The organism is Streptomyces sp. NPDC091279 (assembly GCF_044757465.1).
Taxonomy (GTDB): domain Bacteria; phylum Actinomycetota; class Actinomycetes; order Streptomycetales; family Streptomycetaceae; genus Streptomyces.
Map to the genome: position 1 here is coordinate 108951 of NZ_JBIVVA010000009.1, position 19258 is coordinate 128208.

Below are 19258 nucleotides of genomic sequence, written 5' to 3' on the forward strand. Positions count from 1 at the left end.
TCTCACGCCTCCTTCGGGTCGACAGGGCCCCCGGCGGGACCGGCGGGACGGCGGGTGCGGCGCAGCGGGGGCTTGGCGCCCAGGGCCTTGGGGTCGAGGCCGGACAGCTTGTGGCCGTTCGCGAAGAACTTCCGGCGGGCGAGGACCGTCATCAGCGGCTTGGTGAAGAGGAAGACGACGACCACGTCGAGCACGGTGGTCAGGCCGAGCGTGAACGCGAAGCCCTGGACCTTGCCGACGGTGACGATGAAGAGCACCGCGGCGGCGAGGAACGACACGAAGTCGGAGACCAGGATGGTGCGCCGGGCGCGCGGCCAGGCCCGCTCGACGGAGGGGCGCAGCGAGCGGCCCTCGCGGATCTCGTCCCGGATGCGTTCGAAGAACACGATGAACGAGTCCGCGGTGATACCGATCGCGACGATCGCGCCGCAGACCGCCGGGAGGTTCAGCGCGAAGCCGATCGCCGGGCCGAGCAGCGCCATGATCACGTAGGTGAGGAGCGCGGAGACCAGCAGCGAGGGGATGGCGATGACCGACAGACCCCGGTAGAAGACCAGCAGGTAGAGCACGACGAGGCCGAGGCCGATGGCGCCGGCGATGAGACCGGCGTGCAGCTGCTCACCGCCGAGCGCGGCGGTGACGGTGGTAACGCTGTCCTCCTTGAAGGACAGCGGCAGAGCGCCGTACGACAGCATGTTGGCGAGGCTCTGGGCCTCTTCCTGGCCGAAGCTGCCGGAGATCTCCGCGCTGCCGCCGGTCAGCGCCTGCTGCACGAACGGGTCGGAGACGACGTTGCCGTCGAGGACGATGGCGAACTGGTTCTGCGGCGACTGGTTCTGGGCGAGCTTGCCGGTGATGTCGGCGAACTTCTTGCTGCCCTTGCTGGTGAAGTCCATGGTGACGGTCCAGCCGGCGGCGGTCTGCGTGTTGAAGACCGCCTGGGACTTCGCCACGTCGGTGCCGTCGACGGCGGCCGGGCCGAGGATGTACTTCTGCCACTGCTTCGACGAGTTCTCACCGCAGGCGACGGTGGGGTCGCTGGGGTCGACGCCCTTGCCCGCCTTGGCGCGCTGCGCCTTGGAGGTGCAGTCGAGCGCCGTGTACTGCGCTTGGAGCTTGGTGGCGGCCGCGTCGGCGGCGGGGGTGCTCGCGCTCGCCGAGGGGGTGGTGGTGGCCGAGGTGCTCGCGGACGGGGTGGCGTCCGCCTTCAGGGCGTCGGTGACCGCGCGGCCCTGGGTGGTGGCGCTGGCGGAGGGGGTCGCCGAGGGGTCGGTCGCCTTGTCCTTGCCGGTGGACGTGTCCGAGGAGGTGTCCTTGGAGGACGTGTCCGAGGCGCTGCTGGAGGCGCTCGGCGAGGGGCTGGTGTTCGCGGCGGCGCCGGAGACCTCGGTGGCGAGCACCGGGCGGAAGTAGAGCTTGGCGGTGGTGCCTACCTGCTGCCGTGCCTCCTTGGAGTTCGTGCCCTTGGGGATGTTGACGATGATGTTCTTCTCGCCCTGGGTCTGAACCTCGGCCTCGGACACACCCAGACCATTGACACGGCGGTTCATGATCTCGACCGCGGTGTCCATGTTGGTCTTGTTGATCGCGGACGCCTTGCCCGGCTCCGCGACCGCGCGCAGCGTGATGCTCGTACCGCCGGCCAGGTCGATGCCGAGACGCGGAGTGGTGTTCCCGGAGGCGAACATGCCGCCGGTGAGCGCCACGATGGCGATCAGGATGAGGGCCAGCGAGCGCCATGGCTTGCTCTGGGCGCTCGCGCTCCGGCCCTTCTTCGGTGCTGCCACCTTCTCGTACTCCCTCTCGGGCCGCCGGGTGCCGGGTTACGGGCGGGCGGCCATGACATGGTGTCGGGACTCCGTGCGGGACAGACACACCCCGGGGCGCGCGGACCGCGTCCGTTCACCCCCGTGGTGCGCCTACTTCGCGGTGGAGCCTCCGTCGGTCTTCTTCGGCTCCGCGTCCGCCGTCGCGTCCGTGCCCGCCTCGGCGGCGACGGTCTCGTCGGCCGGCTCCTCGGGGGTGTCCTTCTTGCCGAGGTCGACGGCCTTGTCGTCGGAGGCGGCGGCTTCGGCGGCGGAGTCGTCGGTCTCGGTGAGGGAGGAGGCGTCGTCCGGGACCAGGTCGGCGTCGGACTTCAGGTCGTGCTCGATGCCGTGGACGATGCGGTTGTACTCGTCGTCCGAGAGGACGGCGCCGATGGCGTTCTTCGCGAAGAGGAGCTCGACGCCCGGACCGGCGTCAAGGAGGATCGTGTCTTCGTTGACCTCCTTGACCGTCGCGTACATGCCCCCGATCGTGCGGACGCCACTGCCGGGCTGCATCTCGTTGCGCATCTTCTGGGCCTGCTGCTGCTTGCGCTTGGCCGAGCGGGTCATGAGGAACATGGCCCCGATGAGCACGATGAAGGGGAGGAGCATGCTGATGTTGGTCACGGGACGGTATTTCCTTCGCACGGCCGCGGCGGACAGCGGCCTCATGGATGGGGGTATGTGTACCGCCGACTAGGACGGCATCGGCGGAGTCTAAGCGAGTCCGCGCGCAGGGAACAACGCTCAGCATGGCACCTGGGTTCCTGACCCGGCCAATGTTCACGCTGTCCCCTCCGTCACGTCCCGAACAGATCCTGTTGTCCGTTTCCGGCGGTGGCCTGCTGCGGCGGGGTCAGCCCCAGGTGGGCCCAGGCGGCGGGGGTGGCGATCCGGCCCCGCGGGGTACGGGCGAGCAGGCCCTCCCTGACCAGGAACGGTTCGGCGACCTCCTCGACGGTCTCGCGCTCCTCCCCCACCGCGACGGCCAGCGTGGACAGGCCGACGGGACCGCCGCCGAACAGCTTGACCAGGGCTTCCAGCACGGCCCGGTCGAGGCGGTCGAGGCCGCGCCCGTCGACCTCGTACACGGCGAGGGCGGCCCGCGAGATCTCCCGGGTGATGACGCCGTCCGCCTTGACCTGGGCGTAGTCGCGGACCCGGCGCAGCAGCCGGTTGGCGATGCGGGGGGTGCCCCGGGAGCGGCCGGCGATCTCGGCGGCGCCGGCGGTGTCGATCTCCACGTCGAGCAGTCCGGCCGAGCGGTGCACGACCCGTTGCAGCTCGCCCGGTTCGTAGAACTCCATGTGCGCGGTGAAGCCGAAACGGTCCCGCAACGGCGGCGGCAGCAGCCCCGCGCGCGTGGTGGCGCCGACCAGGGTGAACGGCGGCAGCTCCAGCGGGATGGCGGTGGCGCCGGGGCCCTTGCCGACGATGACGTCGACGCGGAAGTCCTCCATCGCCATGTACAGCATCTCCTCGGCGGGCCGGGACATGCGGTGGATCTCGTCGAGGAAGAGCACCTCGCCCTCCTGGAGCGAGGAGAGGATCGCGGCGAGGTCACCGGCGTGCTGGATGGCGGGGCCGCTGGTGATGCGGATGGGGGCGGCCATCTCGGCGGCGATGATCATGGACAGGGTGGTCTTGCCGAGGCCGGGGGCGCCGGAGAGCAGCACATGGTCGGCGGTGGCGCCGCGCGCGCGGGCGGCGCGCAGCACCAGGTCGAGCTGTTCGCGGACCTTCTCCTGGCCGATGAACTCGTCCAGGTCCTTGGGGCGCAGGGCGGCCTCGACGGCCTGGTCCTCGCCGTCGGCGACCGGGCCCACGAGCCGGTCGTCGGCGGCGGGGTCGGTCGTGTCGTCCCAGTTCATGTGATGTGCCTCGGAGGGTGGTGGGTCAGCGGGCGCGGTTCAGGGTCTGGAGGGCCGCCTTGAGGAGCTGGCCGACCTGGGGGGTGCCCTCGGCGGCCTCGGCCTGGGGGGTGACGGCGCTGACGGCCTCGTCGGCCTCGCGGGTGGCGTAGCCGAGTCCGATCAGGGCCGCGTGCAGCTGCTCGCGCCAGCCGGAGAGGGTGGGCGCCGTGCCGATGCCGGGGGCGCCGACCGGGGCGCCGAGGCGGTCCTTCAGCTCCAGGAGCAGCTTCTGGGCGCCCTTCTTGCCGATGCCGGGGACCGCGATGAGGGTCTTCTCGTCACCGGCGGCGACGGCGCGGCGCAGGGTGTCCGGGGAGTGCACGGCCAGCATGGCCTGGGCGAGGCGGGGGCCGACGCCGCTGGCGGTCTGGAGCAGCTCGAAGGTCTGGCGTTCGTCCTCGTCGGCGAATCCGTAGAGGGTGAGGGAGTCCTCGCGGACGACGAGGGAGGTGGCCAGCCGGGTCTGCTGGCCCATGCGCAGTCCGGACAGGGTGTTCGGGGCGCACTGGACGGCGATGCCGATGCCGCCGACCTCGACGACCGCGGAGTCCGGGGCGAGGGCGGCGACCGGGCCGGTGACGAAGGCGATCATGCGGTGCGGCCTTTCAGGGGTGCCTGGGCGGTGTGCTGGGCGACCGCCCGCTGGAGGCGGTTCTGTGCGGGGGCGCGCCAGATGTGGCAGATGGCGAGGGCCAGGGCGTCGGCGGCGTCGGCGGGCTTGGGGGGTGCGTCGAGCCTCAGCAGCCGGGTGACCATGGCGCCGACCTGGGCTTTGTCGGCCCGGCCGCTGCCGGTGACGGCGGCCTTGACCTCGCTGGGGGTGTGCAGGGCGACGGGGATGCCGCGGCGGGCGGCGCACAGCATGGCGACGGCGCTGGCCTGGGCGGTGCCCATCACGGTGCTGACGTTGTGCTGGCTGAACACCCGCTCCACGGCGACGTGTTCGGGCCGGTGTTCGTCGAGCCACTGCTCGATGCCCTGTTCGATGGCGACGAGCCGGTGGCCCAGCTCGGCGTCGGCGGGGGTCCGGACGACGCCCACGCCGATCAAGGTGAGCGGCCGCCCGGCGACTCCCTCGACGACGCCCACGCCGCACCGGGTCAGCCCGGGGTCAACTCCGAGTACCCGCACCGCTCCCCCTCCCCTTTGGCGGCTGAACCGCCGCCGCTCTCGCGGATCTGGCCGAGCACCGTCGGGGTTCCTCCATGTGTGGCTGGGGCCCGTGAGCGGTGATCTTTGACGTCGGCCAGGCTATCCGCTGCCACTGACAACGGCGCACATGGCGACGGGCCGACGGGTGTGTCCCGTCGGCCCGTTGGGTTCGCGGCAGCGTTACGCGTCGACCTTCTCCATGACCTCGTCGCTGACGTCGAAGTTGGCGAAGACGTTCTGCACGTCGTCGCTGTCCTCCAGCGCGTCGATCAGCTTGAAGATCTTCCGGGCGCCCTCTTCGTCCAGCTCGACCTGCATGGTCGGGACGAAGTTGGCCTCGGCCGAGTCGTAGTCGATCCCGGCGTCCTGGAGGGCGGTGCGGACGGCGACCATGTCGGTGGCCTCGCTGAGCACCTCGAAGGACTCGCCGAGGTCGTTCACTTCCTCCGCGCCCGCGTCCAGAACGGCGCCGAGGACGTCGTCCTCGGTCAGCTTGCCCTTGGGGACGATGACGACGCCCTTGCGGTGGAAGAGGTACGACACCGAGCCGGGGTCGGCCATGCTGCCGCCGTTGCGGGTCATGGCGACGCGCACGTCGGAGGCGGCGCGGTTGCGGTTGTCGGTGAGGCACTCGATGAGCACCGCGACGCCGTTCGGACCGTAGCCCTCGTACATGATCGTCTCGTAGTCGGCGCCACCGGCTTCGAGACCGCCGCCCCGCTTGACCGCGGAGTCGATGTTCTTGTTCGGGACCGACTGCTTCTTGGCCTTCTGAACGGCGTCGTACAGCGTGGGGTTGCCTTCGAGGTCAACCCCGCCCATCCGCGCGGCGACCTCGATGTTCTTGATCAGCTTCGCGAAGAGCTTGCCGCGTTTGGCGTCGATCACGGCCTTCTTGTGCTTCGTCGTGGCCCATTTAGAGTGGCCGGACATCTGCCTGTCTCCTTCGCGTAACCCATCTCTGCCTGAACGCCAGAGATCCTACAAGGCCCGCGCCGCCGCCCTCGCGCGCACCATGTCGACAAAGAGCGCGTGCACCCGGTGGTCGCCGGTCAGTTCCGGATGGAACGACGTGGCGAGCACGTCGCCCTGCCGGACCGCGACGATGTGACCGTCGTGCTCGGCGAGCACCTCGACCTCGCCGCCCACGGACTCGACCCAGGGCGCGCGGATGAAGACGCCCTCCACCGGATCGCCCGGGACGCCCCGGACGTCGACCGTGGCCTCGAAGGACTCGTTCTGGCGCCCGAAGGCGTTGCGGCGCACGATCATGTCGATGCCGCCGACGGTCTCCTGGCCCGAGCGCGGGTCCAGGATCTTGTCGGCCAGCATGATCATCCCGGCGCAGGTGCCGTAGACGGGCAGCCCGGCACGCACGCGTGCGCGCAACGGCTCCATCACGCCGAACAGGACGGCCAGCTTGGAGATAGTGGTGGACTCGCCGCCCGGGATCACCAGGCCGTCGATCTCCGCCAGCTCCTCGGGGCGCCGTACCGGCCTGGCCAGCGCGTCGGCGGAGGCCAGGGCGACGAGGTGCTCCCGTACGTCGCCCTGGAGGGCCAGGACGCCGATGACAGGGGTGCTCACGTCGGTCACCAGCCGCGGTTGGCGTAGCGCTCGCCCTCGGGGAGGGTGTCGCAGTTGATGCCGACCATGGCCTCGCCGAGGTCGCGGGAGGCGTCCGCGATGATCTTCGGGTCGTCGAAGAAGGTGGTCGCCTTCACGATGGCGGCGGCGCGCTTGGCCGGGTCGCCCGACTTGAAGATGCCGGAGCCGACGAAGACGCCCTCGGCGCCGAGCTGGCGCATCAGGGCGGCGTCGGCCGGGGTGGCGACGCCACCGGCGGAGAACAGCACGACGGGCAGCCTGCCCAGGTCGGCGACCTCCTTGACCAGCTCGTAGGGGGCGCGCAGCTCCTTGGCGGCGGCATACAGCTCGTGCTGGTCGTAGCCGCGCAGCCGGGCGATCTCGTTCTTGATCTGCCGCAGGTGGCGGACGGCCTCGACGACGTTGCCGGTGCCGGCCTCGCCCTTGGAGCGGATCATCGCGGCGCCCTCGGCGATCCGGCGCAGCGCCTCACCCAGGTTGGTGGCCCCGCACACGAACGGCGTCGTGAACGACCACTTGTCCGAGTGGTTGACCTCGTCGGCCGGGGTGAGCACCTCGGACTCGTCGATGTAGTCGACGCCGAGGGACTGGAGGACCTGCGCCTCCACGAAGTGGCCGATGCGGGACTTCGCCATCACCGGGATGGAGACGGCGCCGATGATGCCCTCGATCATGTCCGGGTCGGACATCCGGGCCACGCCGCCGTCCTTGCGGATGTCGGCCGGGACCCGCTCCAGCGCCATGACGGCGACGGCACCCGCGTCCTCGGCGATCTTCGCCTGCTCCGGGGTGACGACGTCCATGATGACGCCGCCCTTGAGCTGCTCGGCCATGCCGCGCTTCACGCGCGCGGTGCCGGTCTCGGGGGCCTGGTTCTCGGAGGGGGTGATGGACACGGGTGACCTCGCTCGGGACAAAGGGTGCTGGTGCATCTCCGAGACAACGCGAGGGAAGCAGGCCACAGCAAGGGCCAATGAGGGGCCGGTGGATCGTTTTCGGGACACCGGGGGCGAACGGCGTCCTCGTGCGCCGGGGTGGTCAGGCGACCCGTTCCACCAGTGCCGTCGGCGGTTCGTCGTCCATCTCGAAGGCCATCGGGAACGGCGCGTGTCCGGCCAGCCGGAACCAGCGGACCTTGCGGTGCTCGCGCAGTCGGCGGGCCGCGCCGACGGTGTCGTTGTGGAAGCGGCGGGCCATCGGGACCCGGCGTACCGCCTCCGCCAGCTCATGGGTCGCCGCGTCTCCCCCGGGCACCTCGCGGACCGCCTCCACCTGCTGCGGCTCCGCGAACACCGCGCGCAGCGCCTGGCTCAACTCGCTCTCCGCGAACTCCCGTTGCTCCTCCTCCGCCTGCCTCGCGCCGTGCGCCGCCTCGTACAGGACGATGGACGCGGCCGGGTCCAGGACGCCGGAGGTCGCCAGTTCCTGGGCCACGGAGGCGCGGCGCAGCAGTTGGGCGTCCAGGGCGGCTCGGGCGGCGTCGATCCGGGTGTGGAGGCGGTCCAGGCGGCCGGCGGTCCAGCTCAGGTAGAGGCCGATCGCCGCGAGGGCGACGAGAATCCAGATCAGGGTCGGTGTCACCCGCGCAGCCTATGACGCACGCCGGTGCGGAGGTGGGCACCAGGGGTGCGGGAGTCGGCAGGGGTGCCGGGGCTGCCCTCCCGTCTGGGGGCTGCCGCCCCCAGGCCCCCGCTTCGGCCTGAACAGGCCTCGTCTCAAACGCCGGACGGGCTGATTGATGCGGACCGGCACTTCCACGTTCGGGTGGGGCGGGAGGGGCTCGGGGAAGGGCCCCTCTCAGTCCCTCGCCAGTCCCAGTCGCGCCCTCAGCCCCGTTCCCCGGTCGTCGTCGGCCGTTGCTACCGCTGCCGCGCCCGCTGTCACCGTTTCGTAGACGGAGAGGATGTCCTCGCCGACCGTCGACCAGTCGAAGCGGCGGACGTGGGCGCTGCCTCGGTCGCGGAGTTCGGTGCGGCGGGTGGGGTCGGCCAGGAGGCGGAGGGCGGCGGTGGCGAGGGCGGGGGCGTCCTCGTTGGTGAAGAGTTCGCCGGCCGCGCCCTGGTCGAGGACCTGGGCGAAGGCATCGAGGTCGGAGGCGAGGACCGGGGCGCCTGCCGACATGGCCTCGACGAGGATGATGCCGAAGCTCTCGCCGCCGGTGTTGGGGGCGATGTACAGGTCGACGCTGCGCAGCAGGCGGGCCTTGTCCTCGTCGCTGATCATGCCGAGGAACTCGACGCGGGAGCGGAGTTCGGGGGGAAGGCTCTCCACCGCCTCCTCCTCGTCGCCTCGGCCTGCCACCAGGAGGCGGGTCTCGGGGCGGGCGGCGAGGATCTGCGGGAGGGCGCGCATGAGGACCGGGAGGCCCTTGCGGGGTTCGTCGATGCGGCCGATGAAGCCGATGGTGTCGTCCTGCCATTCGGGGCGGGGCTCGGCGCGGGCGAAGAAGTCGACGTCGACGCCGTTGGGGATGACGACCGCGTCGCCGCCCAGGTGTTCGACGAGGGTGCGGCGGGCGTACTCGCTCACGGCGATGCGGGCGCTGATCTTCTCCAGGGCCGCCTGGAGGATGGAGTAGGCGGCGATCATCGCCCGGGAGCGCGGGTTGGAGGTGTGGAACGTCGCCACGATCGGGCCCTGGGCCGCCCAGCAGGCCAGCAGGCCCAGCGACGGCGAGGTCGGCTCGTGGATGTGGATGACGTCGAAGTGGCCGTCGTGCAGCCAGCGGCGGACCCGGGCGGCGCTCAGGAAGCCGAAGTTGAGGCGGGCGACCGAGCCGTTGTACGGGACCGGGACCGCGCGGCCCGCGGAGACGACGTACGGCGGCAGCGGGGTGTCGTCGTCGGCCGGCGCGAGGACGGAGACCTCGTGGCCCTGCGCGATGAAGTAGGCGGCGAGGTCGCGGATGTGGAACTGGACGCCGCCCGGCACGTCCCAGGAGTACGGGCAGACGATGCCGATCCTCACGAGGGCTCCCCCGTCGACGGGCGGGGTTCCAGGTCGGCGAGCCACAAACGCTGGAGCATGTGCCAGTCCTCCGGATGGTCGGCGATTCCCGAGGCGAAGGCATCGGCCAGCGCCTGTGCCATGACAGACGTCTTCTCGGTCCGGGTGCCTGACGCGGGGACCTCGATCGCGGGATGGACGCGGCCGCGCATGACGGGCGAGTCGTCGTACCAGAGGGTGACGGGCATCAGCAGGGCGCCGGTCTGCTGGGCGAGCAGGGCGGGCCCCGCCGGGATGCGGGTCCGCTCACCGAAGAACGTGACCTCGACGCCGGACGCCGACAGGTCACGTTCGGCGACCAGGCAGACCAGGCCGCCGTCCCGCAGCCGTCGCGCCAGGGTGCCGAACGCGGAGCCGCCGCTGTGCGGCAGGACCTCCATGCCGAGGCCCTCGCGGTAGGCGACGAAACGGTCGTACAGGGACTCCGGCTTCAGGCGTTCGGCCACCGTGGTGAACGGGATCTTCTGGTCCGTGGTGACCCAGGCGCCGGCCAGGTCCCAGTTGGCCATGTGCGGCAGGGCCAGGACGACGCCCCGGCCCGCGGCGATGCTGTCGGTCAGGAGGTGGGAGTCCTTGAGGGTGAAGCCGTCGCGGATGCGCTCCTCGCTCCAGGCGGGCAACCGGAACGACTCCATCCAGTAGCGCAGGTAGGAACGCATGCCCGCGCGGGACAGCTCGGCGAGCCGCTCGGGGCTCGCGTCGGGCACCACGCGCGCGTAGTTGCTCTCCAGCCGGCGCACGCCCTTGCCGCGCCGCTTCCAGGCGACGTCGGCGATGGTCCGGCCGAGGCGGACGGCGACGGGTTCGGGGAGCTTCTTGACGGCGCTCCAGCCGAGCCCGTAGAGCGCGTCGGTGAGCCGGTCCTGGACGCTCACTGGGCGGCCTCGCTGTCCTGCGCGGCCGCGGCCTCCGCCTCCGCCGACTCACGGCGCACGGTGACCACCCGCTGGATCAACGTGACGAGGCTGCCCACGGCGACGATCCACAGGGCGATGGGCAGCAGGTACTGGATGCCCGGCACGCCGAACGTGTGCAGGCCCGCGAGACCGGCCGCGACCAGCGAGATCACCAGCCGCTCGGCGCGCTCGACCAGGCCGTTGACGGCGACCGGCAGGCCGATCGACTCGCCGCGCGCCTTGGTGTACGACACCACCTGGCCGCTGGCGAGGCAGAAGATCGAGACGGCGCACAGGACGATGTCGTCGCCCCCGTCCGCGTACCAGAGGGCGAACCCGCCGAAGATCGCGCCGTCGGCCACCCGGTCGAGCGTGGAGTCGAGGAAGGCGCCCCAGCGGCTGGAACGGCCCAGCTGACGGGCCATGTTCCCGTCGACGAGGTCGGAGAAGACGAACAGGGTGATCACGATCGTGCCCCAGAACAGCTCGCCCTGGGGGTAGAAGACCAGTGCGCCCGCCATCACACCCGCGGTGCCGATCAGCGTGACCGTGTCGGGGCTGACTCCTCTGCGGATGAGAAATGCGGCGAACGGTGTGAGGACACGCGTAAAAAATGCACGCGCGTACTTGTTCAGCATGGCCTTCCCGACGGTCGGTGGGCCGCGCGGCCCTCTGTGGCCGCCGGCTGGCCCATCGTAGCCACGCGCGTGCGTGTGCGACGGTCGGGCACCCGCACCCCTTGTGCGGAGATCCGGCGGATGGTCGCGCATACGGCCCGGGGTCCGATCCCGTCTCTCGTATGGACGCGACATGACGGGAGTGGAAAGCTCGAAGGACCGCGGGCGTCGTCGGAGCCGCCCCGCACCCGGTCCGCCGCCCCGCGCCCACAGTGACCTCACCCCGCACGGGAGGCAGGACCATGGGCGACAAGACACACGCACACCCCGGAGCCGCCGGCAGGGCCACGGCGGCCGACCACCCCGCGTCCGTGAGGAACGCGGTGCTGGTCGGCCCCTGCGGATCGGGCAAGACCACGCTGGTGGAGGCCCTCGCGCTGAGCACGGGGGCGGTGAACCGCGCGGGGCGCGTGGAGGACGGCTCCACCGTCTCCGACCACGACGAGATCGAACACCGCCAGCACCGTTCGGTACAGCTCTCCCTGACCCCCCTCACCTGGGACGGCATCAAGATCAACCTCCTGGACACCCCCGGATACGCCGACTTCGTCGGGGAGCTGCGGGCCGGTCTGCGGGCGGCGGACGCGGCCCTCTTCGTCGTCTCGGCAGCCGACGGCGTGGACGGCTCGACACGGCTGGCGTGGGAGGAGTGCGCCGCCGCGGGGCTGCCACGGGCGATCGTCGTCACGCACCTGGAGGCCGCGCGGGCCGACTTCGAGGAGACCACCCGCGTCTGCGCCGAGGCCTTCGGGGGCGACGACCCCGACGCCGTTCTCCCGCTGTACCTGCCGCTGCGCGGCGCCCCGGGACCCGACGGGCACGCGCCCGTGACCGGCCTGACCGGGCTGCTGTCCCGAAAACTGTTCGACTACGCGTCCGGCGAGCGCCAGGAGTCCGACCCGGACCCCGGACGGCTGCCCGGCATCGAGGAGGCCCGCAACCGGCTGATCGAGGGGATCATCGCCGAGAGCGAGGACGAGACCCTCATGGACCGCTACCTGGGCGGCGAGGAGATCGACGTCAAGACACTCGTCGACGACCTGGAACGGGCCGTCGCCCGCGCCGCCTTCTTCCCCGTCCTCGCCGCCGCCCCCGCCCCCGGCACCGCCCGCCAGGGCCTCGGCACGGTCGAGCTTCTCGACCTGATCACCCGGGGCTTCCCCACCCCGCTGGAGCGCACGGCCCCGAAGGTGACCGCGCGCGACGGCACCGCGCGCGTGCTGGACGCGAGCGACCCGGACGGGCCGCTGGTCGCCGAGGTCGTCAGGACGGCGTCCGACCCCTACGTCGGCCGGATCAGTCTGGTCCGGGTCTTCTCGGGCACCCTGCACCCCGACGACACCGTCCACGTCTGTGGCCATGGCCTCGCCGACCACGCGCACGGTCCCGGCCACGAGCCCCGCGCCCCGCACGAGGCCGACGAGCGCGTCGGCGCCCTCTCCTCGCCCTTCGGCGCACAGCAGCACCCGCTCACCCGGTGCGTCGCGGGCGACCTCGCGTGCGTGGCGAAGCTGAGCCACGCCGAGACCGGCGACACCCTCTCCGCCCCCGACGACCCGCTCCTCATGGAGCCCTGGGAGATGCCGGACCCGCTGCTGCCGCTCGCCGTCCAGGCCCACAGCAAGGCCGACGAGGACAAGCTCTCGCAGGGGCTCGGCCGACTGGCCGCCGAGGACCCGACCCTGCGCCTCGAACAGAACCCCGACACCCACCAGATCGTCCTGTGGTGCCTCGGCGAGGCCCACGCGGACGTGGCACTGGAACGGCTGCGCAGCCGCTACGGCGTCCAGGTCGACGTCGTCGCGCACCGGGTGCCCCTGCGGGAGACGTTCGCCGAGCGGTCGGCCGGGCGCGGGCGGCACGTCAAACAGTCCGGCGGGCACGGCCAGTACGCGATCTGCGAGATCGAGGTGGAGCCGCTGCCGGGCGGCTCGGGCATCGAGTTCGTCGACAAGGTCGTCGGCGGCGCGGTGCCCCGGCAGTTCATCCCGTCCGTCGAGAAGGGCGTCCGGGCCCAGGCCGCCAAGGGAGTCGCCGCCGGGTACCCGCTCATCGACGTCCGCGTCACCCTCCTCGACGGCAAGGCGCACGCGGTGGACTCCTCCGACGCCGCTTTCCAGACGGCCGGCGCGCTCGCCCTGCGGGAGGCCGCCGCCGACGCCCGCATCCATCTGCTGGAGCCGGTCGCCGAGGTGACCGTGCTGGTCGGCGACGACTACGTCGGCACCGTCATGAGCGACCTGTCGGGCCGGCGCGGCCGGGTGCTCGGCACCGAACAGGCCGACGGGGGACGGACATCGGTACGGGCCGAGGTGCCCGAGATCGAGATCGGCCGGTACGCCGTCGACCTGCGCTCCCTCTCGCACGGCACCGCCCGGTTCCGCCGCGCGTACGCCCGGCACGAGCCGATGCCGGCCCAGGTCGCCGCCCGAATCCGCGAGGAGACACCCGGCGGCGGCTGACCGGTTCCCTCCGCTCGGCGGACGGCTTCGGCCGTCCGCCTCCGGATGTCGGTGCCGACGGATACGCTGATGTCCTGATCACGTTGTCGCGCTGTCACCACGATGACCTGATCAACAGGTGTGCGGAGCAAGGAAGTCGGGAAAACCGCAGAAGCGGTGTCCGGAGGCGAGTGGGGGCGGGAATGACCGTGGACGGCAACTACCCGGACTTCTTCGGTCCGCAAGTGCCTCTGACGGCGGGCGAGGGGCAGATGGCGACGCTCGCGCTGGCCTCGGCCGCCTATCGGGACAGCCCGATGGAGGACATCAAGAAGGCCGACAACGAATGGCACCAGTCGACGGTCAACACCGGCCGCCCGTGGGCGAAGATCTTCCGCCCCAACCTCGGTGAGGCGTTCTCCCAGGCGGTCGTCAACCGCATGCTGGGCGTCGGCCGCAAGCCCGTCATCCAGTCCTTCGGCACCGAGCCCCAGGTCATCGTCGAGCACTGCCTCGCGGCCAACCGCATCCGCAGTGAACGCGACAAGAAGCTCACCGCGATCATGCTGCTGTGCGGCGTGCTCTTCCTGCCGGGCCTGCTGGTGTGGCTGGCGGTCTTCCAGATACGGGCCACCATGGCCAAGCAGGACAACAAGCGGGTCTCCGGCATGGCCACCGTGCTGCTCGTCGCGGTCGGCGCGCTGGCCGTGCTGTTCCTCCTGAAGATGCCGTTCACCGGCATCGGCGCCTGGTACGCGCGGGCCGCGATCGTCGCCCCCGTCGTCGGCTGGTTCCTGGCCAAGCGGATCTGCGAGAGCACCGCGCAGGATCTGCGCGCCCGGTGGGACAGCCTGCTGTCCGGCAGCAGCATCGGCGCGAAGGTCCCCGAGGCCGTGCCGACCCACCCCGACCAGACCGCCGCCGAGCAACTGCGCCAGTCCCTGGCCAGGTTGAGCGCCGAGCAGCAGTCCAACTCCGTCTTCTACGCCGGTCACAAGGGCATCCTCGGCATGGGCACCCGCTGGGGCGCCTGGCACCTCGCCGAGGAGCTGACGCCGGCCGACCCGACCCAGGCCATCCACGAGTTCCGCAGCTGGACGGTGGCCCGCGCGATCCACGACGAACTGAAGCTGCTCCCCCGCCAGAGCCTGAAGACCGGCGGCTTCCCCGCGCCCTCCGTGCGGGACTGGGTCGCCACCCCGATCCCGGCCGGGGCGGGCGGTGTCTCCCGGCCCGAGGGACCGGACGTCGAGGCGTACCAGGTCAAGCCCAAGGCACTGGAGAACATCTGCAACCACCAGCAGTTCGACAGCGGTGACCGGCACTACCTCGGGGTCCAATGGACGCTGTGGGGCGGCCAGTTGATCATCACCATGATGACCACGGTCACCGTCCTCAAGGAGACCCTGCGCGTCGAGGTCACCGGTCACGCCCTCGGCCCGGTCAACGGCCTGTTCCTCGGCAAGCCGGCGGCCCCGAGCAAGCAGGTCGCCAAGACGGTGCGGTTCTGGGAGACCCGGACGGTGAAGCTGCCGCTGGTCACCGCCGACGAGGTCGTCCGGCTCGCCGCGCGCGCGGCGATCGGCTGGTACCCGCCGGTGCTGAACTGGCTGGGCGGATCACTGGGGCTGCCCGAGCCGTTCGGGCTGCGGCACGCCTGGGCCGACCAGCCGTGGGGCAACCGCTTCATGAGCGACGACGTGCTGCGGGCGGCTACGCCGGTGCTGCGGCGGGTGCACCACGCCACGATGCAGGTGCTGAAGGATCACCGGGTCAACACGGAGAAGTTCGACTCGCGGTCGTCGGCGCTCAGTGGGGCTGTGCAGGACGCTTCGCCGCGTAAGGCGGACACGTACGACGCGTGAGCCTCCGGCGGTGGGGCGGCGTCACGTGCGGGTGAGCGGGGGCGCGCCTCTGGGGGCTACCGCCCCCACGCCCCCGCTTCGGCCCTGAACGGGCCTCGCCCTCAAGCTCCCCCGGAGGGGGGTGCCCCCAGACGGGCTGCATGATCTCGGCCTGCGCTGCCATGGCGGCCAAGAGATCTGGGGGCCCTGCCCCCAGACCCCCCTTTCGGCCTGGATGGCCTCGTCCTCAAGCTCCCCCGGAGGGGGGCGCCCCCGGACGGGCTGGTTGGCGCCCGGTCGGCGGTCGTCTGCGCGTAGGTCCTCAGACCGCCGTCGGCCACGCCTCCGCCAGCATCTTGCGTGTGTCCGCGAGGAGTTGGGGAAGGACCCTGGTGTGGCCGACCACCGGCATGAAGTTGGTGTCGCCGCCCCAGCGGGGGACGATGTGCTGGTGGAGGTGGGCCGCGATGCCCGCTCCGGCGACGGCGCCCTGGTTCATGCCGATGTTGAAGCCGTGGGCCCCCGACGCCGTGCGCAGCGCCGTCATCGCCTGCTTGGTGAGGGCCGCCAGTTCCGCCGTCTCCGGGTCCGTGAGGTCCGTGTAGTCGGCGACGTGACGGTAGGGCACGACCATGAGGTGGCCGCCGTTGTACGGGTAGAGGTTGAGGACGGCGTAGACGTGCTGTCCGCGGCGGATGATCAGGCCGTCCTCGTCGGACTTGGCCGGGATCGCGCAGAAGGGACAGCCGTCCTCGGCACCGGGGCCGGTCGGCTTGTTCTCACCCTGGATGTAGGCCATCCGGTGGGGCGTCCACAGGCGCTGGAACGCGTCCTGTGTCCCCACTCCCAGCTGCTGCTCCGGCTCACTCGTCATGCTGAGCAGCATATGGCGTCGCCCGTTCGGATCGTGTCGCCGGGGTTGGGGGAAAAGACGCGCGGGTCAAGCTGGGGCGGTGGACGATCACGGCCGCACGGCCCGCTGGGAGCAGCGCGTGGAGTTTCCCCTGGCCTTCGCGTCGCTGGCCTTCCTCGCCGCGTACGCGGTGCGGGTGCTGGCCGTCGGGCTGTCGCCGGGCGGGCAGGACGGGTGCCTCGCGGTGATGCTCGGCGCGTGGGTGCTGTTCGGCGCCGACTACGCGGTGCGGTGGCGGCTGAGCGGGCAGCGGCTGCGGTTCGTGCGGACGCGCTGGCTGGACACGCTGGTGCTGGTGCTGCCGTTGCTGCGGCCGCTGCGGGTGGTGAAGCTGTACGAGGCCGTGCAACGGCGGCACGGTCGGCCCCGGCTCGCGCTGCACGCGCGCGTGATGGTGTACGCCGGGCTCAGCACCGCGCTGCTCGGGTTCACCGGGGCGCTCGCGGTGTACCAGCAGGAACGGGGGGCGCCGGACGCGACGATGGTGACGTTCGGGGACGCGGCCTGGTGGACGTGCGCGACGTTCGCCACCGTCGGCTACGGGGACATCTCCCCGGTGACGCCGGGCGGGCGGCTGATCGCGGTCGGCATGATGGCGTGCGGTCTGGCGCTGCTGGGCGCGGTGACGGGGTCGTTCTCGTCCTGGCTGCTCCAGGTGTTCTCCCGCGAGGGCGACGAAAGGCCCCCGGGGGTGTGACACCTCCGGGGGCCGAACCCCGCTGCGGCGGGGCCCAGAAAGACACCTTCTGTTTCCGTGCGTTCCGCATCGGACCATCCCCGCACCGGCGGGGACGGACTAGACCTGGACTCGGCTCTCCACCACGTCGACGAGCTTGGCCAGCGCCTCGTCACGCGGGATGCCGTTCTCCTGCGAACCGTCGCGGTAGCGGAACGACACCGTGCCCGCGCTCATGTCCTCGTCACCGACGATGATCATGAACGGAACCCGCTGCCGCTGAGCGTTCCTGATTTTCTTCTGCATCCGGTCCGAGGACGAGTCGACCTCGACGCGCAGGCCCTTCTTCTTCGCCTCGGCGGCGAATGTCTGGAGGTACTCGACGTGGCCGTCACCGATCGGGATGCCGACCGCCTGGACCGGGGCCAGCCAGGCCGGGAAGGCGCCCGCGTAATGCTCAAGGAGCACCGCGAAGAAGCGTTCGATGGAGCCGAACAGGGCGCGGTGGATCATGACCGGGCGCTGCTTGGAGCCGTCGGGGCCGGTGTACTCCAGGTCGAAGCGCTCGGGCAGGTTGAAGTCGAGCTGGACGGTGGACATCTGCCAGGTCCGGCCGATGGCGTCGCGGGTCTGGACGGAGATCTTCGGGCCGTAGAAGGCGGCGCCGCCCGGGTCCGGGACCAGGGGCAGACCCTGCTTCTCGGCGACCTGGCGCAGCGTCTCGGTGGCCTCTTCCCAGACCTCGTCCGAGCCGACGAACTTCTCCGGGTCCTTGGTGGACAGCTCCAGGTAGAAGTCCGTGAGGCCGTAGTCGCGCAGCAGGTTCAGGACGAAGGTGAGGGTCTTGTCCAGCTCCTCCGCCATCTGCTCCTTGGTGCAGTAGATGTGCGCGTCGTCCTGCGTGAAGCCACGCGCGCGGGTGAGGCCGTGCACGACGCCCGACTTCTCGTAGCGGTAGACGGTGCCGAACTCGAAGAGCCGCAGGGGCAGTTCGCGGTAGGACCGGCCGCGCGCGTCGAAGATCAGGTTGTGCATCGGGCAGTTCATAGGCTTGAGGTAGTAGTCCACGCCCTCGTCGAGCTGCATGGGCGGGTACATGCCGTCGGCGTACCAGTCCAGGTGCCCGGACGTCTCGAAGAGCTTCCCCTTCGTCGCGTGCGGGGTGTAGACGAACTCGTAGCCCTCCTCCTCGTGGCGGCGGCGCGAGTAGTCCTCCATCACGCGGCGGATGATGCCGCCCTTGGGGTGGAAGACGGCGAGGCCCGAGCCGATCTGCTCGGGGATGGAGAACAGGTCGAGTTCGCTGCCGAGCTTGCGGTGGTCGCGCTTCTCGGCCTCGGTGAGGAAGTCGAGGTACGCCTTCAGCTCGTCCTTGGACGGCCACGCGGTGCCGTAGATGCGCTGGAGCATCGGGTTCTTCTCGCTGCCGCGCCAGTAGGCGGCGGCGTTGCGCATCAGCTTGAACGCCGGGATGAGGCGGGTGGAGGGCAGGTGCGGGCCCCGGCAGAGGTCCGTCCAGCACAGGTCGCCGGTCTTGGCGTCCAGGTTGTCGTACATGGTCAGCTCACCGGCGCCGACCTCGACGTCGGCGCCGTCGTCGGAGGAGGCCGAGCCCTTGAGGCCGATCAGCTCCAACTTGTAGGGCTCGTGGGCGAGTTCCTCGCGGGCGGACTCGTCGGTGACGACCCGGCGGGCGAACTTCTGCCCGCGCTTCTGGATCTCCTGCATCTTCTTCTCAACGGCCTTGAGGTCCTCCGGCGTGAAGGGCTTCTCGACGTCGAAGTCGTAGTAGAAGCCGTCCTTGACCGGCGGGCCGATGCCCAGCTTGGCATCGGGGAACAGCTCCTGCACGGCCTGTGCCATGACGTGCGCGGTGGAGTGGCGCAGGATGTTGAGGCCGTCCTCGGAGGTGATCTCCACGGGCTCGACGGTCTCGCCGTCCTGGACCGGGTAGGTCAGGTCCTTCAGCTCGCCGGCCACGCGGGCGGCGATGATCGAGCGCTCTCCGGCGAAGAGGTCGGCGGCCGTGGTGCCCGTCGTCACCACGCGCTCGTCCCGCTCGGAATCGCGTTGGATGATCACACGGACGTCTGACACCGGTCTCTCCTGACTGAAGGGGGGCTGCGGCGCCATACCCGGAGCGCGCACAGGAGGGGATCGTACCGACCCGGGCCCACCCACCGCGAAACGTTACCGGGTGTGGCCGATCGGTCACTCCTTGCGGGGTTGTCCGTGGGCGCCGGTCGGGAGGCCTGGGCGACGGTGTCCGGTGTGGCCGGGCTGCGCCCCTCCCCCCTCGGGCCGACCGCTCGCCCCGGCCAACA

The 19258-nt window shown here is 71.2% G+C and carries 17 protein-coding genes; 3 read left to right on the forward strand and 14 right to left on the reverse strand.

Annotation, left to right across the window (positions count from 1 at the left end):
- Nucleotides 1–2: 2 nt before the first annotated feature.
- The 12 genes from secD to pgsA all read right to left on the reverse strand — a co-directional run bounded on the left by secD (nt 3) and on the right by pgsA (nt 11021).
- Nucleotides 3–1787 (reverse strand): protein translocase subunit SecD, encoded by a 1785-nt coding sequence (secD, locus tag ACIQOU_RS23120; protein WP_401538700.1) that lies wholly within the window; start codon nt 1785–1787, stop codon nt 3–5.
- Nucleotides 1788–1919: 132 nt separating this feature from the next.
- A complete protein-coding gene (gene yajC / locus ACIQOU_RS23125) occupies nt 1920–2420 on the reverse strand; it encodes a preprotein translocase subunit YajC (protein WP_401539009.1) in 501 nt (166 codons plus the stop codon).
- Nucleotides 2421–2608: 188 nt separating this feature from the next.
- Nucleotides 2609–3679 (reverse strand): Holliday junction branch migration DNA helicase RuvB, encoded by a 1071-nt coding sequence (gene ruvB, locus ACIQOU_RS23130; protein ID WP_401538701.1) that lies wholly within the window; start codon nt 3677–3679, stop codon nt 2609–2611.
- A gap of 25 nt (nt 3680–3704) precedes the next feature.
- Entirely contained in the window at nt 3705–4313 is a 609-nt protein-coding gene (gene ruvA, locus ACIQOU_RS23135; RefSeq protein ID WP_401538702.1) for a Holliday junction branch migration protein RuvA, read from the reverse strand.
- Nucleotides 4310–4852 carry a crossover junction endodeoxyribonuclease RuvC gene (gene ruvC, locus ACIQOU_RS23140; RefSeq protein WP_401538703.1) on the reverse strand — a complete coding sequence of 181 codons (543 nt, stop codon included), beginning with the start codon at nt 4850–4852 and terminating at the stop codon, nt 4310–4312. The genes ruvA and ruvC overlap by 4 nt, the downstream gene beginning before the upstream one ends.
- A 201-nt stretch (nt 4853–5053) precedes the next feature.
- The gene (locus tag ACIQOU_RS23145; protein ID WP_401538704.1) at nt 5054–5806 is read right to left on the reverse strand and encodes a YebC/PmpR family DNA-binding transcriptional regulator; all 753 of its coding nucleotides are present in this window, start codon (nt 5804–5806) and stop codon (nt 5054–5056) included.
- A gap of 48 nt (nt 5807–5854) precedes the next feature.
- Nucleotides 5855–6460, reverse strand: coding sequence for a pyridoxal 5'-phosphate synthase glutaminase subunit PdxT (pdxT, locus tag ACIQOU_RS23150; RefSeq protein ID WP_401538705.1), 606 nt, complete (start codon nt 6458–6460; stop codon nt 5855–5857).
- Between the two features lie 5 nt (nt 6461–6465).
- Entirely contained in the window at nt 6466–7371 is a 906-nt protein-coding gene (gene pdxS / locus ACIQOU_RS23155; protein ID WP_401539010.1) for a pyridoxal 5'-phosphate synthase lyase subunit PdxS, read from the reverse strand.
- Between the two features lie 148 nt (nt 7372–7519).
- Entirely contained in the window at nt 7520–8062 is a 543-nt protein-coding gene (locus ACIQOU_RS23160) for a hypothetical protein (protein ID WP_401538706.1), read from the reverse strand.
- 216 nt (nt 8063–8278) lie between these two features.
- Nucleotides 8279–9448, reverse strand: a complete 1170-nt coding sequence (locus tag ACIQOU_RS23165) for a glycosyltransferase family 4 protein (RefSeq protein WP_401538707.1) — start codon at nt 9446–9448, stop codon at nt 8279–8281.
- Nucleotides 9445–10362 carry a phosphatidylinositol mannoside acyltransferase gene (locus ACIQOU_RS23170; RefSeq protein ID WP_401538708.1) on the reverse strand — a complete coding sequence of 306 codons (918 nt, stop codon included), beginning with the start codon at nt 10360–10362 and terminating at the stop codon, nt 9445–9447. The genes ACIQOU_RS23165 and ACIQOU_RS23170 overlap by 4 nt, the downstream gene beginning before the upstream one ends.
- The gene (gene pgsA, locus ACIQOU_RS23175; RefSeq protein WP_401538709.1) at nt 10359–11021 is read right to left on the reverse strand and encodes a phosphatidylinositol phosphate synthase; all 663 of its coding nucleotides are present in this window, start codon (nt 11019–11021) and stop codon (nt 10359–10361) included. The genes ACIQOU_RS23170 and pgsA overlap by 4 nt, the downstream gene beginning before the upstream one ends.
- A gap of 281 nt (nt 11022–11302) precedes the next feature.
- Between pgsA and ACIQOU_RS23180 the strand changes: the two genes are divergently transcribed.
- A complete protein-coding gene (locus tag ACIQOU_RS23180) occupies nt 11303–13522 on the forward strand; it encodes an elongation factor G-like protein EF-G2 (protein ID WP_401538710.1) in 2220 nt (739 codons plus the stop codon).
- A 182-nt stretch (nt 13523–13704) separates the two neighbouring features.
- On the forward strand, nt 13705–15366 hold the full coding sequence (locus ACIQOU_RS23185; RefSeq protein ID WP_401538711.1) for a hypothetical protein: 1662 nt from the start codon (nt 13705–13707) through the stop codon (nt 15364–15366).
- A 301-nt stretch (nt 15367–15667) separates the two neighbouring features.
- Here the strand turns inward: ACIQOU_RS23185 and ACIQOU_RS23190 are convergent, their stop codons facing one another.
- Nucleotides 15668–16231, reverse strand: a complete 564-nt coding sequence (locus ACIQOU_RS23190) for an HIT family protein (RefSeq protein WP_401538712.1) — start codon at nt 16229–16231, stop codon at nt 15668–15670.
- A 67-nt stretch (nt 16232–16298) separates the two neighbouring features.
- On the opposite strand from ACIQOU_RS23190, the gene ACIQOU_RS23195 reads away from it, so the two are divergent.
- Nucleotides 16299–16955, forward strand: a complete 657-nt coding sequence (locus ACIQOU_RS23195) for a potassium channel family protein (protein ID WP_401538713.1) — start codon at nt 16299–16301, stop codon at nt 16953–16955.
- A gap of 99 nt (nt 16956–17054) precedes the next feature.
- On the opposite strand, the gene thrS is transcribed toward ACIQOU_RS23195, so the two are convergent.
- Entirely contained in the window at nt 17055–19031 is a 1977-nt protein-coding gene (gene thrS / locus ACIQOU_RS23200; protein ID WP_401538714.1) for a threonine--tRNA ligase, read from the reverse strand.
- Nucleotides 19032–19258: the final 227 nt, after the last annotated feature.

Excerpts from the sequence above, each read along its gene's own strand:
- yajC (WP_401539009.1), bottom strand. The coding sequence starts at position 2,420 with ATGCTCCTCCCCTTCATCGTGCTCATCGGGGCCATGTTCCTCATGACC.
- ruvB (WP_401538701.1), bottom strand. The coding sequence starts at position 3,679 with ATGAACTGGGACGACACGACCGACCCCGCCGCCGACGACCGGCTCGTG.
- ruvA (WP_401538702.1), bottom strand. The coding sequence starts at position 4,313 with ATGATCGCCTTCGTCACCGGCCCGGTCGCCGCCCTCGCCCCGGACTCC.
- ACIQOU_RS23145 (WP_401538704.1), bottom strand. The coding sequence starts at position 5,806 with ATGTCCGGCCACTCTAAATGGGCCACGACGAAGCACAAGAAGGCCGTG.
- pgsA (WP_401538709.1), bottom strand. The coding sequence starts at position 11,021 with ATGCTGAACAAGTACGCGCGTGCATTTTTTACGCGTGTCCTCACACCG.
- ACIQOU_RS23180 (WP_401538710.1), top strand. The coding sequence starts at position 11,303 with ATGGGCGACAAGACACACGCACACCCCGGAGCCGCCGGCAGGGCCACG.
- ACIQOU_RS23185 (WP_401538711.1), top strand. The coding sequence starts at position 13,705 with ATGACCGTGGACGGCAACTACCCGGACTTCTTCGGTCCGCAAGTGCCT.
- ACIQOU_RS23190 (WP_401538712.1), bottom strand. The coding sequence starts at position 16,231 with ATGCTGCTCAGCATGACGAGTGAGCCGGAGCAGCAGCTGGGAGTGGGG.